This is a genomic window from Clostridium sp. D5 (assembly GCF_000190355.1).
GTDB classification, from domain to species: Bacteria; Bacillota; Clostridia; order Lachnospirales; family Lachnospiraceae; genus Faecalicatena; species Faecalicatena fissicatena_A.
The window spans coordinates 378246-394732 of sequence record NZ_GL870811.1; the positions used below are offsets into that span (position 1 = coordinate 378246).

Consider the following 16487-nt stretch of genomic DNA (forward strand, 5'->3'; position numbering starts at 1 on the left):
TGCGGATCTATTTTGCAGGCGGTAGGTGAAAGAGATTTTCGGTCGCTGGCTCGATCCGATATATTCTGACAGCAATCTCCTTCCAAAACGTCCAGGCTTTTTAATACACATCCGCCGCTCCCCCGAAAGAAGTCCCTCCCGACAGGGAGTCTCTTTTATCCCAACCGATTGGATGCGTCCAGCTAAGTGAAAGACGGGCCTGGTTTCCGGGCAGGGGAGAGGTATGCCATTTCAAAGTCCATAGAGCGCGCTTAGAATCCGTTAGAGAAAAAACTGGGAACATGGAGGGCAGAATTTGCCTTACCAGGCAAATTCTGTTGCCGCCGGCGGCGCGAATGCATCGGCATTCGGGCCAACTGCGGCAAGCACCCTCCATGTTCCCTGTTTTTTCTCTTACGGATTCTTAGCAAGCGGACAGGATCTTGAAATGGCATACCTCTCCCCTGCCCGGAAACCAGGCCCGTCTTTCACTTAGCGCCCCCCCTAATTTGAAAAAAAGATTGTATTCTTCCCTTTAATTCGCTAAAATAAGTGTAGTGTCGGCAAAAGCAGACGCGTCCATATCTGTATTTTACCGCTGCACCTGTCAGGTGCATCTGTCATACGTTCCCCGGGGATGTATGCCGGGCGGTAAGGTATACCCAGGGGTATGCCGGAATTCATGACCTGCGGGCGGGGGTGCAGCAAGGCTGCAGTATAAGGTACAGGAATAAAAATGAGAGTGAGGTTGATTTATGGACGGTTCAATGTTTATCGGAACATGGTGGTCTTTGGTGCCACCGCTTTTAGCCATTATTCTGGCTTTAGTAACAAAAGAGGTATACAGTTCTTTATTTATCGGTGTTGCGGTGGGAGCTTTACTGTATACCGGGTTTCAGCCGTGGGATTCTTTTGTTGCATTTTTTGAAATCATGAAGAACAGTATGAATCTGAATATCTTAATATTTGATGTACTGCTTGGTATGATTATCGTATTAATGGCGAAATCAGGAGGGTCTTCCGCTTATGGAAACTGGGCGGGCAGTAAGATTAAGACGAAGAAGAGTGCGCTTCTTGCTACAACGGGCCTGGGACTTCTGATTTTCGTGGATGATTATTTTAACTGTCTGACCGTAGGGTCTGTTATGAGACCGGTAACGGACAGGTACAAAGTTTCCAGGGCGAAGCTGGCTTATATTATTGATGCCACGGCGGCTCCGGTTTGCATTATCGCGCCGATTTCCAGCTGGGCGGCTGCAGTAAACTCTTATGTCCCAGATGATGCGGGCATTACAGGGTTCCAGCTGTTTTTAAGAACAATACCATACAACTTATATGCGCTGCTGACGATCGCTATGGTGTTCTATATCATCATTTCGGGTTTTGATTTCGGACTGATGAAGAAGCATGAGGCAAATGCGGCGAAAGGGGATCTGTTTACCACGGGAGCGGAAGAATTCGAACAGATCAAGGAGGAGACTTCCTCTGCAAAAGGCAGGGTGATCGATCTGGTACTTCCTGTGGCAGTGCTGATTGTTTCCGCCATTGGGGCCATGATATTTACCGGATTCCAGGGCGGCGCAACAGGTGTAATTGATGCATTTGCGGGATGCGATGCGGAGACAAGCCTTATCTTTGCTACAATGTTGACCATATTATTTATGCTGGTTTTGTATCTGCCAAGAAAAGTTATTTCATTCAAAGGATTTATGGATAGTTTTGTAGATGGCTTCAAGCTTATGATTCCGGCTGTTGCTATTCTGATATTTGCATGGTCCCTGAAAGGAATGGGCGATGCACTTGGCATAGACGTTTTTGTCGGTAATCTTGTGGGAACCAATGCATCCGCAAGTGTAGCAATTCCGGCGATTATGTTTGCAATTGCAATCTTCCTGGGATTTTCTACAGGAACTTCATGGGGAACTTTTGCAATCCTTGTACCAATTGTTGTTGCAATGTTCTCTTCCTCTAATAACCTGGAAATGATGATCATTTCAGTATCCGCAGTTCTGGCGGGCGCAGTGTGCGGCGACCATGTATCTCCGATTTCGGATACGACAGTCATGTCCTCGGCCGGGGCGCAGAGCAATCATATCAATCACGTGTCAACGCAGATGCAGTATGCCATGATTGTGGCAATTGTGTGCGTGATTGGATATATTATAGCAGGATTCGTGAAGGTATGGTGGATTACACTGGGGCTGAGCCTGGCAATTCTGTTTATTGTGCTGACGGTGATGAAGAAGTATACACAGAGGTGTAGTGAAACGGTGATGGCAGATGATTAAACTTGACGTACCATACATAGACCAGAGTGTTAGATATCCAACGGGGTGTGAGAGCGTTTCAGCGGTTATGCTGCTCCAGTATCTGGGGTATTCCATCACGGTGGACGAGTTTATTGAAAAATATCTGGAGCTTGGAAAACTGGAAGAACAGGACGGAGAGCTTTACGGGCCTAACCCGAATGAATGTTTCTGCGGAAGCCCTTATGATGAAAACTCTTTTGGCTGCTATGCCCCGGTAATCCGCAGGGCGCTGGAAAGAGCCGCGGGAGAGTCCTATGACGTTTATGATGAAACAGGCACTCCGATTGAGAAACTGCTGGAAAAGTATATAGACCAGGGAATGCCGGTGGTCTTTTGGGCATGTATCAACATGCGGGAACCGATTACCGGTCCCTGCTGGAAGCTCCGGGACTGCGGCAGTGATTTTACATGGATATCCAACGAGCACTGTATGCTGCTTGTGGGTTATGATGAGGAGGGATATTATTTCAATGATCCCTATGAAAATAACGGCGTGATCCGTTATGCAAAAGATGTAGTGGAACATCGCCATGCGGCCCAGCATTCTATGGCTGTGGGAATCCGGAAAAAGCAGTAATCCGAGTGCCCGGTAAAGAATAAAAAAACGAAAAAAGCACACAGAGCAGATATGGTTCACTTCCTGACAGCGTAACAGTCTATACGATTAAAACTGTCAGTCTGGAGGAGATCTTAACCAAAACTGTACTGTGTGCTTTTATTTTCAGCCGGCCCAGTATATAGCGCGGCCTTAGTATATAGAGTGAACTGAGTACAGAGTACTACGGCCTGTCAAGATAGGACCGGATTGCACTACCGATTTTAAAGCATCTGTATTCCGTTCTCCAGAGCCAGACTCAGCATATCCTCAGGCCAGATAGAAGACTGTACCTCACCAATATGTGCTTTGCGGAGATAGTACATACAGATTCTGGACTGACCGATTCCGCCGCCTACGGTATAGGGAAGCTCTCCGGCAAGCAGAGCCTTCTGGAAGGAGAGTTCTGCCCTTTCTTCACAGCCTGCAAGTTTCAGCTGCCTCTTCAAAGCATCCTCATCGACGCGGATTCCCATGGAAGAAAGCTCCAGGGCGATATCCAGTACCGGATAATAGACAATGATATCACCGTTCAGCTCCCAATCGTCATAATCCGGGGCGCGTCCGTCATGCTTTTCACCGGAAGCCAGAGTCTTGCCAATCTGGGAAATGAATACGGCCCCTTTTGCTTTCGCGATGCGGTGTTCTCTTTCCTTCGGTGTTTTACTCGGAAACATCTCTTCCAGCTCCTGGGCTGTAATGAAGAAGATATCATCGGGCAACAGGGGTTCTATGTAATTATAGCGTCTGGAGATGAAATCTTCCGTCTCTTTCAGAGCGCCGTAAACCTTGCGAACCGTATATTCCAGTGTCTCTGTATTGCGTTCTTCTTTGGAAATGATCTTTTCCCAGTCCCACTGGTCCACATAGAGCGAATGAATATTATCTGTGTCCTCATCCCTGCGGATTGCACTCATATCGGTGTAGAGGCCCTCTCCGGAATGAAAATCATAATGCTTCAGCGCATATCTCTTCCATTTTGCAAGAGAGTGTACGATCTCGGCAGGCGCATCTTCCTGTTCCCTGATTCCAAAGGAAACCGGGCGTTCCACGCCGTTCAGGTTATCGTTCAGTCCCGATTCCGGACGGACAAAAAGTGGTGCGGATACACGGGTCAGATGCAGCGACTTTGCCAGTGAACGCTCAAAATGGTCTTTGATTTCCTTGATAGCGACCTCTGTTTCCCGTATTGTAAGGGGAGAACGGTACCCCTGAGGAATTGTCAATTGTTCCATAGTATAAACTCCTTTATCATTTTCTATATCTGAATATATATTAAAAGTCCGATATTCCTATTCTACAATCTCAGAATAAAGAAGTCAATGAGGAGTGCCGAAAGATAAATTAACAGATAATTAAAAATATATAATTAAAATGTTAGAAATCATATTGACAAAATAAAAGATGAATGTTATTATAATAACAAGAAAAAAACTGATTGAACAATCATTTAAAAAGGAAAAGTAATCTTTTAATAAGAGAGGAAAATTCTTCGTAAATGAAACTTCAAAAAGTTTTAGCCTATTGGATAAAACAGTGAATGATCGGAAAAGAAAGATGGAGAAATTATCATAATGACGAGAAAGTTATGAGAGAAGTAAAATCCATCCGGAAAAGAAGACCAGAGAATCTTAATCCAATAAGGAAGTTTATGAACAGGAGGTACGGACCGCCAGCAAATTAAATTTTTAAAACCAAGCCCTATCAAAAGATAGAGAAAGAGGTAAAGAAAGAATGATAGAGATATCAGAATAGAGATGGGTGTTAATCATTGATAGATTAGCATCCATCTTTATATTGTATATTTTTAGGAATATTGTTAAAATAGGATAGGTGCAGGTAAAAAAATGTGGGATTATACGTAACAGTTCAGACAGGTCTGAACTGTTACGATTATACAGGGGAGAATATTATGGCGAAATCTTGCAACCAGAAGGAGAAAATCCTGTATCTGATGAGGCTGTTTCTGGAGGAAACAGATGCAGAGCACCCGTTAACCAGAAGGCAGCTGGAGGAAAAGCTGGCAGACTATGGTATCCAGACAGAGAGAAAGAGTCTTTACAGCGACATGGAGACGCTAAAGCGGTTTGGAATGGATATCGCGTACAGAAAAGAGAGGCCGGAAGGTTACTATCTGGCGGGACACGAATTTGAACTGGCAGAGCTGAAGCTTCTGGTGGATGCCGTCCAGTCGTCCAGATTTATTACTGAGAAGAAATCAAACAGCCTGATCCGCAAGATCGAAGGGCTGGCCAGCCGTCATGAGGCGAAGCAGCTTCAGCGGCAGGTTGTGGTGACCAACCGGATCAAGGCGATGAATGAAAGTATCTACTATAATATAGACAAACTTCATGTGGCGATTGCCTCAAACCAGCAGATTCTTTTCAGATATTTTGAGTGGACTATCGATAAGAATATCCGCCTGAAGAAGGGCGGGAGCCCATATCAGGTAAGCCCCTGGGCGCTGACGTGGGATGATGAAAATTATTATCTCATTGGATTTGATATGGATGCGGGGATGCTGAAGCATTTCAGAGTGGACAAGATGCTGGAGATCGAGCTTCTTGAGGAGCCCAGAGCTGGCAGGGAGGAGTTTAGCCGGTTTGATCTGGCACATTATGCGAAAAAAACATTTGGTATGTTTGGTGGGGAGGAGGAGACCCTGCGTATCAGATTTCATAATAAATACATAGGTGTTGTCATTGACAGATTCGGGAAAGATGTTTCTGTCAGGCCGGATGGTGAACAGCATTTTATCGCCCGGGTGGCGGTGGCGGTAAGCGAGCCATTTTTCGGATGGCTGACTGGTCTGGGGAAGAATGTAAAAATTCTTTCACCTGCCCATGTGGCGGATGCATATCTGAACCTGCTTCGGGAGATAACAGAAAGTTATGACAACGGGGAACAAAAGTAAATATTAACAAGGGATAAGGAGATTTATTAAGATGGAAGTGAATTTGATTTTTCAGAAAATGCAGGTTGAGATCAATGCCGGTCTGACAGCATTGTCATCCAAAAGCAGTAACCTGTCACAGGAAGACATGATCATGCTGGCAGTCATTGCAGCTGTTGGTCTGCTGTTCTGTTTCTTTGGATTGAAGATGGTGCGTTTCTGGGCTGCTTTTTTGGGCCTGGCAATTGGTGTGACTGGCGGAAGTTATGTGGCATCCTACTTTAATGTTAGTGATAATATAGCATGGATTATCGGATTGGTGGCAGGTGTGATACTGGCTGTGCTGGGAGCCCGGTTTTATCTGGCAGGGGTCTTTCTGGTTGCCTGGTTTTTGGGCACCGTGGCCAGCGCTTATTTTATGCAGCCGGCAGACTGGATATACACGCTTGTATGTGTCGGAATCGGACTGGTAATCGGCCTGATTACGCTGAAGTTTGCGGAGCCGGTAACGATGGTGGTGACTTCATTGTTCGGAGGCTTTACAGCAGGGCAGGCAATCTATGGACTGATCCCGCTGGAGAATGAGATCGTGCGGATAGCAGCGATTGCAGTTCTCGTTATTCTGGGTGTGATCGTGCAGTTTTTACTGGAATCCAAAAAGCGCAAAAGGCTTCATCTGAAAAAAGCAGAAGAGATCAGGAAAAAGCATTCTACTGCCAATGAGGTGGACAAGGCAAGGGCCATGATGGACAATCTGGACAGTGTTGAGCCTGTGAATAAAAAAGAAGCCGGTGCCGGTACCGTGGCTTTAGCGAAAGCCGCTGACAGGGGAAAGGACACTCAAGCGAACAGCAGAGCAGAGGATGGCGAAAAAATTCTGGATGAGGAAGAGTTCCTGGAAGACGAAGAGTTGCTCGATGATGAGGAGTATTTAGACGAGGATGATGACGGGCTGGACGGGGAAGAAGATCTGGACGATGACATTACGATTCTGGATCTGGATGATGATAAATAAAAGAGGCGAATACTTTAAAGAAACATAAAATAATAAAACAAAAATAAAACAAAAACAAAAAACAAAAAAGTAAAGTCCGTTTTATGACACACCCTTTCTGATATGATGGTTTCATATGAGAGAGAGGTGTGTTTTTTATGTCTGATAAAAAATCAATAATGAGCGGAGCAGTTATAGTATTTGGGACGGCTGTGCTGTTGATTCTAGCCGTGCTCTACTGTTTTACAGAGGTTCAGGTTCCCGGATATGTGTATATTTTTGGCTGGACCGGCAGTATCCTGGCCGTAGTGGATATAGTTGGAAAAATAGAACGGCAGGAAAATGGAGAGAATAGTAATTAAAAATAAAACAGTAAAATAAAACCCCAAAAATCCAGGGAATGACCGGATTCTGGAAAATGTGGCAATTGAAATGAACGTTAATTTATTGCCAGCCCTCAGACAAAGTTGTATAATACATATATGTATATAAACTAAAAAAAGGGGGCTTACTTATGAAGATTGATATGCACTGCCATGTGAAGGAAGGTTCTATAGACAGCAAAGTAAGCTTGGACGAATACATTACAATTCTAAAAAGCAAAGGATTCCAGGGAATGGTAGTTACAGACCATAACACGTATAAGGGATACCGCTACTGGAAGAACCATATGAAAGGAAAAGTCCATGAAGATTTTGTTGTTTTAAAAGGAATCGAGTACGATACAAGGGATGCCGGACATATTCTGGTCATTATGCCGGAGGGAGTCAAGATGCGGCTGCTTGAGATGCGCGGCATGCCGGTATCTGTCCTGATTGACCTGGTGCACCGTAACGGTGGGATTCTCGGGCCTGCACATCCGTGCGGCGAGAAGTATCTGAGTATTACGAATACGAAAAGGTTTTATACGAACCCTGAAGTGATGAAGCGGTTTGATTTTGTGGAAGCATTCAATAGCTGTGAATCTGCAGCGTCCAATGCAGGGGCGCTGAAGCTGGCTGAAAAGTACGGCAAGGTTACCGTAGGCGGCAGCGATTCCCACAAGCCGGGCTGTGTGGGACGGGCTTATACTATACTACCCGAGCCGGTGAGCTGTGAGACAGAACTGATTTCTATGATTCACAAAAGGACGAAGCTGGAGACAGGCGGAACACTGTACGAGAAGACCACAAAAGACCGGATTGGAAAGGTGAATAAAGTGCTTGTATATTCCTTCTGGTTTTATAATAAGGGCGGGGAACTTCTTAAACGTCACGGGCGGAAAGAGAAGATGGAGGTGGAGAATCCCATTGACCCCATCGATCCGATTGAGATGTATTATACAGGAGAACAGAAGCTGTCTTAAACGGCAGCTTTTCTGTATTCACCGGGCGTCTGTCCATATTTACGCTTAAAAAGCCGGTTAAAGTAGGACAGGTTGTCAAAGCCGGTTCTTGCGGCAACCTCCAATACAGAATATCCGGAGGTGACCAGCAGCCGTGAGGCCATGCTGAGACGGTAATCATTCAGATATTCTGTGAATCCCATTCCCATATGGCTTTTGAAAAACTTCATGAAATGGGATTTACTGTAATATGTAACTGCTGCCATATCCTCAATGGTGATTGCATCGGCATAGTGTTCCTCAACATATTTCAATATGGTTTTTAATTTTTCCAGAGATTTGGTCTTGATTGTTGAGGTCGAATCTCTTTTTGTCTGTGAGGAGATCAGCAGAAAGAAGAACTGAAAGAGATATCCTTTTACTGCCAGTTGATATCCATCCGGCCGGGCAGCGCATAAATCATCGATATGGCTGATGCAGCCTGCCAGATCCGCATATGCGGCACTGGATGGCGTAATGAAGGTAAGTGCGGCGCGTTCCGCACGAAGCAGAGGCTGCAGAAACTGTACAGTGCAGAGATCGCTGCTGTCTGCAAGCAGCAGTCCGGGTTTGAAAAGGATATTTTCGTACTCCATGGTGCAGCCTGCCCGCTGCTCAATAGAATGGAGCTGTCCGGGAAGAATGAAGATGATATCTCCGGCAGCCGCGGCTTCCGTCTGAAAGTTGACGGAAACATAGCCCTGCCCTTTTTTTATAACAATAAGCTCGATTTCTTCATGCCAGTGCAGCGGAACCTGTATAAAATCGAGAGGAATGGAACATAGATAAGTATTATAGGGAAAATCAGCATTTGTATGGGATTTGGTTTCATGGTAATTCTGGTACTCTGTAATATTCAAAATGGTGCCTCGCTTTCTGTAATAATACAGCTGGATTTATAAGAATGATAGTATTGTACTATAAATGAAGAGTATTTTGCAAGAAAATGAACTGTAATCGTATTAAAATGCATAACATAGACTTGATGTAAGGCCAATTTGGATTTCCATGAAAGGAGTTATGATATGGGTATAAAGGATAGTATGAGTCAGAAACTGGGAAAGGGAATTGCAGAAGCTTCCAACGAAGAGCTTTATTCTGCACTTCTGGAAATTGTACAGGAGATGGCACAGAAAAAAGAAAAAAGTGGTGGGAAAAAGAAGCTTTATTATATTTCCGCAGAATTTCTGATTGGGAAGCTGCTCTCTAATAATATGATTAATCTGGGCATCTATAATGAGGTGAGGGACGTACTTGCAGAAAGTGGAAAAGATATCTGCGAGGTTGAGGAAGCTGAGCCGGAACCGTCTCTGGGTAACGGCGGGCTTGGCCGTCTGGCCGCCTGCTTTCTGGATTCTATTGCTACGCTGGGGCTGAACGGGGACGGAATCGGGCTGAATTACCATTTCGGTCTGTTTAAGCAGGCATTTGAGGATGAACTGCAGAAAGAGACGCCAAATCCCTGGATTGAGAAGCAGAGCTGGCTGACCAAAACCGATGTGACCTATCCGGTTCGTTTTAAAGGAATGACCCTCAATTCCAGAATGTATGACATTGAGGTTACCGGCTACAACAATACTACGAATAAGCTGCATCTTTTTGACGTGGAGACCGTGGATGAGAGCATTGTAGAGGACGGGATTGAATTTGACAAAGAAGACATTGCGAAGAATCTGACGCTGTTTCTGTATCCGGACGACAGCGACGAGAATGGCCGCCTGCTGCGCATTTACCAGCAGTATTTTATGGTCAGCAACGGGGCAAGGCTTATACTGGATGAATGCGAGGCAAAAGGCTGCAAACTTTATGATCTGCCGGATTATGCGGTCATCCAGATTAACGATACGCATCCCACAATGGTCATTCCTGAGCTGATCCGTCTGCTGATGGAGCGTGGTCTGGATATGGATGACGCTATAGAAGTAGTTTCCCGTACCTGCGCATATACAAACCATACGATTCTTGCAGAAGCGCTGGAAAAATGGCCTGTGGATTACCTGAAAAAAGTAGTGCCCCAGCTGGTTCCCATTATTGAAGTGCTGGACGATAAAGTGAGAAGAAAGTATGCGGATGAGAGCGTGGCCGTCATCGACAGAAATGATACGGTCCACATGGCGCATATCGACATCCATTATGGCTTCAGCGTAAACGGAGTTGCATCCCTTCACACGGAAATACTCAAGGACAACGAGCTGAATAATTTTTATAAAATTTATCCGGAAAAATTCAACAACAAAACAAATGGAATTACGTTCAGAAGATGGCTGCTCCACTGCAATCCGCTTCTGACTGAAATGCTGGATTTCATTGTAGGTAAGGGATACCGCTCAGATGCCAGGCAGCTGGAGAGACTGATGAACTTCCGGGGAGATAAGAATGTATTGGGCCGCCTTCTGGATATAAAGAAGGAGAACAAGAAGGTTCTCTGCGGTTATCTGAAAGAGACCCAGGGACTGGATTTGAACCCGGATTCTATCTTCGATATACAGGTAAAACGTCTCCATGAATATAAACGCCAGCAGATGAATGCTCTGTATGTGATCCACAAGTATCTGGAAATCAAAGCGGGCAGACGGCCCTCCACTCCGATTACCGTGATCTTCGGGGCAAAGGCCGCGCCGGCCTATGTGATTGCAAAAGACATCATCCATATGATTCTCTGCCTGCAGGAAATCATTAACAATGACCCGGAGGTAAGCCCTTATCTTCAGGTTGTTATGGTGGAGAATTATAATGTTACCAAGGCGGAAAAACTGATACCGGCCTGCGATATCTCCGAGCAGATCTCCCTGGCATCCAAGGAGGCCAGCGGTACCGGAAATATGAAGTTTATGCTGAACGGCGCCGTTACGCTGGGGACGGAAGACGGTGCGAACGTGGAGATCCATGAGCTTGTAGGAGATGATAATATCTTTGTGTTCGGGGCATCCAGCGATGAGGTAATCGAACACTATGCAAAAGCGGATTATGTTTCCCGGGATTTCTATGAGAAAGATAAGGATATCAAAGAAGCGGTGGACTTTATTACCTGTAAAAAAATGCTGGAAGTGGGAAATGAAAAGAACTTAAAACGCCTGCAGAAAGAACTGCTGAGCAAAGACTGGTTTATGACCCTTTTAGATTTCAAGGAGTACACGAAGAAAAAAGAAGAAGCCCTTAAAGCTTATGAGAACAGAACCGAGTGGGCGAAGAAGATGCTGGTTAATATTGCGAAAGCGGGATATTTTTCCTCAGACAGGACAATAGAGGAATATAATAGGGATATCTGGAAACTATAAAAAGGTACAATGTAACAGTTCAGACAAGTCTGAACTGTTACGGCACAACACGGATTTCCCGAAATACTTTCCGGGAGTCTCCTGCAGCGCGGCTCCCGGGGAGAATATAGAAGGCAGCAGGGGACGGGCCTTATGGGTAAGGCCCGTGCCGGATTTAAATACACCTGTACAAATTGCACAAAATACGAGAGATAAAACTGTAAAAATTTACAGAATGTAGAATCAGGGATTGCAATTATTATGTGGCAGGTGTATATTTAAGGCAAGGATTGGAAACGTTACCGACACCGATACCGATAACGATTCCAAAACCGGAGGAACAAGAAAAAGTTTATTCAGAAAAAAGGAGAAGTAAGTATGAAGATGAAAAAGTTTTTATCAGCGGCACTGGCAGCTACAATGGCTGCAGGACTTTTAGCAGGATGCGGAAGTAACAAGTCTGACTCCGCATCTGGTGAATCATCTAAGGATGATAAAGGTACCGTTTACTACCTGAGCTTTAAGCCTGAGCAGGCCGAACAGTGGGAAGCAATTGCCAAGGCATATACAGAGGAGACCGGTGTGCAGGTGAAGGTACAGACCGCAGCTTCCGGAACTTACGAGCAGACCCTGAAGTCTGAGATTGCCAAGAAAGATGCTCCTACGCTGTTCCAGATCAATGGACCGGTAGGATATCAGAACTGGAAAGACTACTGCATGGATTTATCTGATACTGACCTGTACTCCTGGCTGAACGACAAGGGCATGGCAATCGAGGGCGAAGACGGCGGAGTATATGGCATCCCGTACGCAGTGGAAGGATACGGCATCATTTACAATGAAGAGATCATGGATAAGTACTTTACACTGGACGGAGCAAAAGCAGCATCCATAGAAGAGATCAATAATTTTGACAAGTTAAAAGAAGTTACCGAGGATATGACCGCAAAGAAAGACCAGCTGGGAATTGACGGCGTATTTGCTTCTACCTCTTTTGCACCTGGTGAAGACTGGAGATGGCAGACACATCTGATGAACCTTCCGATCTATTATGAGTATCAGGATAACAACGTGAAAGATGAGGATGAGATCTCATTTGAATATAACAAAGAGTTCAAGAACATTTTTGATCTCTACCTGAACAACTCCGTAACAGAGCCGGCCATGTTAGGTTCTAAGACAGTTTCCGATTCTATGGCTGAATTCGCACTCGGAAAAGCGGCAATGGTACAGAACGGCAACTGGGCATGGGGAGACATCAGCGGCGTTGACGGCAACACCGTAAAAGAAGATAAAATCAAATATCTTCCAATCTATACCGGTATGAAAGGCGAAGAGAAACAGGGCTTATGCGTAGGCGGTGAGAACTACTTCTGCATCAACAGCCAGGCTTCCGAGGCAGATCAGAAAGCATCTCTGGACTTCATTGAGTGGCTGTTTGGAACAGATGAAGGCAAAGAAAAAGTGACAAATGAGCTTGGATTTATCACACCGTTCAATACCTTTGAGGACGATCAGAAACCTACGGATCCGCTGGCACAGGAAGTCATCCGCTACATGGAGAATTCCGACCTGACAAGTGTTTCCTGGGACTTCCAGACATTCCCGAGCCAGACCTTCAAAGACAATCTGGGGGCATCTCTGCTGGAATATGCATCAGGCAACAAGGACTGGAACACACTTGTGACAGAGTGTACCGAGGACTGGAAAACAGAGAAAGAAGCAACAGCTGAATAAATAAAGACCAGGAGGGTGAGCGCGGAAAACTATTTGCCTCACCCTCAATTACAGAACAGGAGGAGTACTATGCAGAAAGCATATAAAAAATATTTTTGCATATTCGTGCTTCCGACACTGATTGCATTTACATTATTTTTCGTAATTCCATTTGTGATGGGTATTGGCTTATCGTTCTGCAAGTTTACCACTGTGACAAATGCAAGATGGGTTGGATTAGAAAACTACATGAAGGCATTTTCAAATAAAGATTTTATGAATGCCCTCTGGTTTACCGTGAAGTTTACAATAGTTTCTGTCATCAGCATCAATGTGATCGCTTTTATATTCGCATATGCGCTGACAAGAGGAATCAAGGGAACAAATCTGTTCCGTACTACATTTTTTATGCCGAACTTAATCGGCGGTATTGTGCTTGGTTATATCTGGCAGCTGATGATCAACGGCGTGCTTGCCAGATTCGGAGTTACCATAACAACAGACGCGAAATTTGGATTCTGGGGGCTGATCATCCTCATGAACTGGCAGCTCATTGGGTATATGATGATTATCTACATCGCGGGTATCCAGAACATTCCGACGGAGCTGGTGGAGGCCGCAAAGATTGATGGGGCCTCAAAGCTGCAGGCGCTGTTCAAAGTAACCATACCGATGGTGATGTCATCCGTGACGATCTGCCTGTTTCTGACACTGACCAATTCCTTCAAGCTGTTTGACCAGAATCTGGCGCTGACTGCCGGTGCACCGTCCAAGAAGACAGCCATGCTGGCGCTGGATATTTACACAACCTTCTATAATAGAAATGGCTGGGAGGGTGTAGGCCAGGCGAAAGCGGTTATTTTCTTTGTGATCGTAGGAATACTGGCTCTGACACAGCTCTATTTCACAAGAAATAAGGAGGTGGAAAGCTAATGGCAGGTAAAAAGAAAATTCAGGAAGATGTACAGACAATGGAGGTATCAAAAGGAACAGGAACTGTGATGACCGTGATCTTTGCCGTACTGGCCCTGGTATTTATATTTCCGATTATTCTGGTATTCATCAACTCTTTTAAGAGTAAACTCTACATCAGTGACCAGCCTTTTGCACTTCCCAACAGCGATACTTTCGTGGGCCTGAGCAACTATATCGATGGTGTGGCAAAAACAGGATTGATTAAAGCAGCAGGCTATTCCATCTTTATTACGGTATTTTCTGTGCTGCTGGTGGTGCTGCTGACGGCAATGACGGCATGGTGGCTGACACGGGTAAAAAGTAAAATATCTACGGTCTTGTATTATCTGTTTGTATTTGCTATGATTGTACCGTTCCAGATGGTCATGTTCACTCTGTCCAAAGTGACAGACATGTTGAATCTGGGGAATCCGGTGGGGATCATTTTTGTATATGTAGGGTTCGGTGCGGGGCTTTCGGTGTTCATGTTCGCGGGATTTGTCAAAGCGATACCGATCTCCCTGGAGGAAGCCGCAATGATAGACGGCTGCACACCGATCCAGACCTTTTTCAGAATTGTTCTGCCGGTATTGAAACCTACTGCAATTACCGTTGCAATTCTGAATGCGATGTGGATATGGAACGATTATCTGCTTCCTCTGCTTGTGCTGGGAAGCGACTATCAGACAATTCCGATCGCGGTGCAGTATCTGAGGGGCGGATATGGTTCGGTGGATATGGGAGCAATGATGGGTATGCTGGTTCTGGCAATCCTGCCGATTATCGTATTCTACCTGCTCTGCCAGAAATATATTATTAAAGGTGTGGCTGCAGGAGCAGTTAAAGGATAAATAGAAAGGGGAAAAGCGATGAGAGAAAGTGGAATTTTATTACCCGTTTTCGCATTGCCTTCCGCGTATGGGATTGGATGTTTTTCGAAAGAAGCCTATGAGTTTGTGGATCAGTTAAAAGAGGCGGGACAGAGTAAATGGCAGATTCTTCCGCTGGGACCGACCGGGTACGGGGATTCACCGTACCAGTCTTTCTCTACATTTGCCGGAAATCCGTATTTCATAGATTTGGAGACTTTAATCCGGGAAGGACTTCTGACAGAGGAAGAATGTAAATCATATGATTTTGGGGAAATACAGGACAGCATAGATTATGAAAAGCTGTATCTGAACAGATTTAAAATCCTGCATCAGGCATACCGCCGGTTCGACGGCAGCCAGAACTGGGAGTACAGGGAATTCCTGGATGAAAACCGGGACTGGCTGGATGAATACTGTCTGTTCATGGCGTTAAAAAACAAGCATGGGGGCGTAAGCTGGCGGGAATGGAAGGCCCCTTACCGGGACAGAGTTGAGAACGCCCTGGGAGAGGCCAGATCGGAACTGGCCGGGGAGATTGATTTCTACAGGTTCCAGCAATATGAATTCAACAGGCAGTGGAAAAGGCTGCATGCCTATGCAAATGAAAATGGTATCGAGATCATTGGTGATATCCCGATCTACGTGGCATTTGACAGTGCAGATACCTGGGCGGCGCCGGAATTGTTCCAGTTCGATGAAAATAAGGAACCCTCCGCCGTGGCAGGATGTCCGCCGGACGGATTCTCTGCTACTGGGCAGCTGTGGGGAAACCCGCTTTACGACTGGGAGTATCATAAAAAGACCGGCTATGCATGGTGGATGCGCAGAATCGTCCATTGTTTCCGGCTGTACGACATCGTCCGCATCGATCATTTCCGGGGATTCGACGAATATTATGCCATACCATACGGTGAGAAGACTGCCGTTAACGGAAAATGGATGCCGGGGCCTGGGATCGAATTTTTTAGGACAATGGAAGAGAAGCTTGGCAGGCTGAATATTATCGCGGAGGATCTGGGATTCCTGACGGACAGCGTTTTGAAACTGCTGGACGACACCGGTTTTCCGGGAATGAAGGTCATACAGTTTGCGTTTGACTCCAGGGAGTCGGCGAATTATCTGCCTCACACATATACAGAAAACTGCGTTGTTTATACTGGGACGCACGACAATGATACGACCCGGGGATGGTATCATCATGTGAATAAGGAGTGCCGCGATTTCGCCAAGGAATACCTGCATAAGCATGCACTGGACGAGGATGAGCTCGCATGGGATTTTATCGCTATGGCTATGGGGAGTGTAGCAAAGCTGTGCGTGATACCCGTTCAGGATTATCTCTGCAGAGGGAGCGAGGCCAGAATCAATACGCCCTCAACCCTGGGAAATAATTGGGTATGGCGGTTGAAAAAAGATGAGATAAATGATACTCTTATAAAAGAGATACGTAAGATAACGAAACTGTACGGTCGTCTATCTCGTAAAGGACAGCATTCTGAACAGAAAGTTCAATAGATAAAATCGGTCCGGGAGAGCGTGCATGTCCAAAATACTT

General features: G+C 45.5%; 13 protein-coding genes. 11 read left to right on the plus strand and 2 right to left on the minus strand.

The window, feature by feature from the left end; translation table 11 throughout:
- Positions 1-734: 734 nt before the first annotated feature.
- Both HMPREF0240_RS10010 and HMPREF0240_RS10015 read left to right on the plus strand, forming a co-directional pair.
- Entirely contained in the window at positions 735-2267 is a 1533-nt protein-coding gene (locus HMPREF0240_RS10010) for a Na+/H+ antiporter NhaC family protein (RefSeq protein WP_009003324.1), read from the plus strand.
- Positions 2260-2865: a C39 family peptidase gene (locus HMPREF0240_RS10015; RefSeq protein WP_035312903.1), complete on the plus strand. Its 606-nt coding sequence runs from the start codon at positions 2260-2262 to the stop codon at positions 2863-2865. Before HMPREF0240_RS10010 ends, HMPREF0240_RS10015 begins: the two co-directional genes overlap by 8 nt.
- A gap of 242 nt (positions 2866-3107) precedes the next feature.
- Here the strand turns inward: HMPREF0240_RS10015 and asnA are convergent, their stop codons facing one another.
- Entirely contained in the window at positions 3108-4118 is a 1011-nt protein-coding gene (gene asnA, locus HMPREF0240_RS10020; protein ID WP_009003325.1) for an aspartate--ammonia ligase, read from the minus strand.
- Between the two features lie 677 nt (positions 4119-4795).
- Between asnA and HMPREF0240_RS10025 the strand changes: the two genes are divergently transcribed.
- The 4 genes from HMPREF0240_RS10025 (at position 4796) to HMPREF0240_RS10040 (ending at position 8115) form a co-directional block, all read left to right on the plus strand.
- Complete coding sequence (locus HMPREF0240_RS10025) at positions 4796-5797, plus strand: WYL domain-containing protein (protein WP_009003326.1); 1002 nt, start codon at positions 4796-4798, stop codon at positions 5795-5797.
- A gap of 31 nt (positions 5798-5828) precedes the next feature.
- Positions 5829-6791 (plus strand): DUF4203 domain-containing protein, encoded by a 963-nt coding sequence (locus tag HMPREF0240_RS10030; RefSeq protein ID WP_009003327.1) that lies wholly within the window; start codon positions 5829-5831, stop codon positions 6789-6791.
- Positions 6792-6928: 137 nt separating this feature from the next.
- Entirely contained in the window at positions 6929-7132 is a 204-nt protein-coding gene (locus HMPREF0240_RS10035) for a hypothetical protein (protein WP_035312905.1), read from the plus strand.
- A 152-nt stretch (positions 7133-7284) separates the two neighbouring features.
- Positions 7285-8115, plus strand: coding sequence for a PHP-associated domain-containing protein (locus HMPREF0240_RS10040; RefSeq protein WP_009003329.1), 831 nt, complete (start codon positions 7285-7287; stop codon positions 8113-8115).
- On the opposite strand, the gene HMPREF0240_RS10045 is transcribed toward HMPREF0240_RS10040, so the two are convergent.
- Positions 8112-8993 (minus strand): AraC family transcriptional regulator, encoded by an 882-nt coding sequence (locus HMPREF0240_RS10045; protein WP_009003330.1) that lies wholly within the window; start codon positions 8991-8993, stop codon positions 8112-8114. The genes HMPREF0240_RS10040 and HMPREF0240_RS10045 overlap by 4 nt on opposite strands.
- Positions 8994-9158: 165 nt before the next feature.
- On the opposite strand from HMPREF0240_RS10045, the gene HMPREF0240_RS10050 reads away from it, so the two are divergent.
- From HMPREF0240_RS10050 to malQ, 5 genes are all read left to right on the plus strand, one after another.
- The gene (locus tag HMPREF0240_RS10050; protein ID WP_035312907.1) at positions 9159-11411 is read left to right on the plus strand and encodes a glycogen/starch/alpha-glucan phosphorylase; all 2253 of its coding nucleotides are present in this window, start codon (positions 9159-9161) and stop codon (positions 11409-11411) included.
- 357 nt (positions 11412-11768) lie between these two features.
- Positions 11769-13127, plus strand: a complete 1359-nt coding sequence (locus tag HMPREF0240_RS10055; RefSeq protein ID WP_009003332.1) for an ABC transporter substrate-binding protein — start codon at positions 11769-11771, stop codon at positions 13125-13127.
- A gap of 69 nt (positions 13128-13196) precedes the next feature.
- Positions 13197-14039: a sugar ABC transporter permease gene (locus tag HMPREF0240_RS10060; protein WP_035312909.1), complete on the plus strand. Its 843-nt coding sequence runs from the start codon at positions 13197-13199 to the stop codon at positions 14037-14039.
- Positions 14039-14911 carry a carbohydrate ABC transporter permease gene (locus tag HMPREF0240_RS10065; RefSeq protein WP_009003334.1) on the plus strand — a complete coding sequence of 291 codons (873 nt, stop codon included), beginning with the start codon at positions 14039-14041 and terminating at the stop codon, positions 14909-14911. Before HMPREF0240_RS10060 ends, HMPREF0240_RS10065 begins: the two co-directional genes overlap by 1 nt.
- Positions 14912-14929: 18 nt before the next feature.
- Complete coding sequence (malQ, locus tag HMPREF0240_RS10070) at positions 14930-16447, plus strand: 4-alpha-glucanotransferase (protein ID WP_009003335.1); 1518 nt, start codon at positions 14930-14932, stop codon at positions 16445-16447.
- The last annotated feature ends 40 nt before the right edge of the window (positions 16448-16487 follow it).

Bases quoted from the DNA above. Each gene is read 5' to 3' on its own strand.
- HMPREF0240_RS10035 (WP_035312905.1), top strand. From the start codon at position 6,929: ATGTCTGATAAAAAATCAATAATGAGCGGAGCAGTTATAGTATTTGGG.
- HMPREF0240_RS10015 (WP_035312903.1), top strand. From the start codon at position 2,260: ATGATTAAACTTGACGTACCATACATAGACCAGAGTGTTAGATATCCA.
- HMPREF0240_RS10055 (WP_009003332.1), top strand. From the start codon at position 11,769: ATGAAGATGAAAAAGTTTTTATCAGCGGCACTGGCAGCTACAATGGCT.
- malQ (WP_009003335.1), top strand. From the start codon at position 14,930: ATGAGAGAAAGTGGAATTTTATTACCCGTTTTCGCATTGCCTTCCGCG.
- HMPREF0240_RS10030 (WP_009003327.1), top strand. From the start codon at position 5,829: ATGGAAGTGAATTTGATTTTTCAGAAAATGCAGGTTGAGATCAATGCC.
- HMPREF0240_RS10040 (WP_009003329.1), top strand. From the start codon at position 7,285: ATGAAGATTGATATGCACTGCCATGTGAAGGAAGGTTCTATAGACAGC.
- HMPREF0240_RS10060 (WP_035312909.1), top strand. From the start codon at position 13,197: ATGCAGAAAGCATATAAAAAATATTTTTGCATATTCGTGCTTCCGACA.
- HMPREF0240_RS10025 (WP_009003326.1), top strand. From the start codon at position 4,796: ATGGCGAAATCTTGCAACCAGAAGGAGAAAATCCTGTATCTGATGAGG.
- HMPREF0240_RS10010 (WP_009003324.1), top strand. From the start codon at position 735: ATGGACGGTTCAATGTTTATCGGAACATGGTGGTCTTTGGTGCCACCG.
- HMPREF0240_RS10065 (WP_009003334.1), top strand. From the start codon at position 14,039: ATGGCAGGTAAAAAGAAAATTCAGGAAGATGTACAGACAATGGAGGTA.
- HMPREF0240_RS10050 (WP_035312907.1), top strand. From the start codon at position 9,159: ATGGGTATAAAGGATAGTATGAGTCAGAAACTGGGAAAGGGAATTGCA.
- asnA (WP_009003325.1), bottom strand. From the start codon at position 4,118: ATGGAACAATTGACAATTCCTCAGGGGTACCGTTCTCCCCTTACAATA.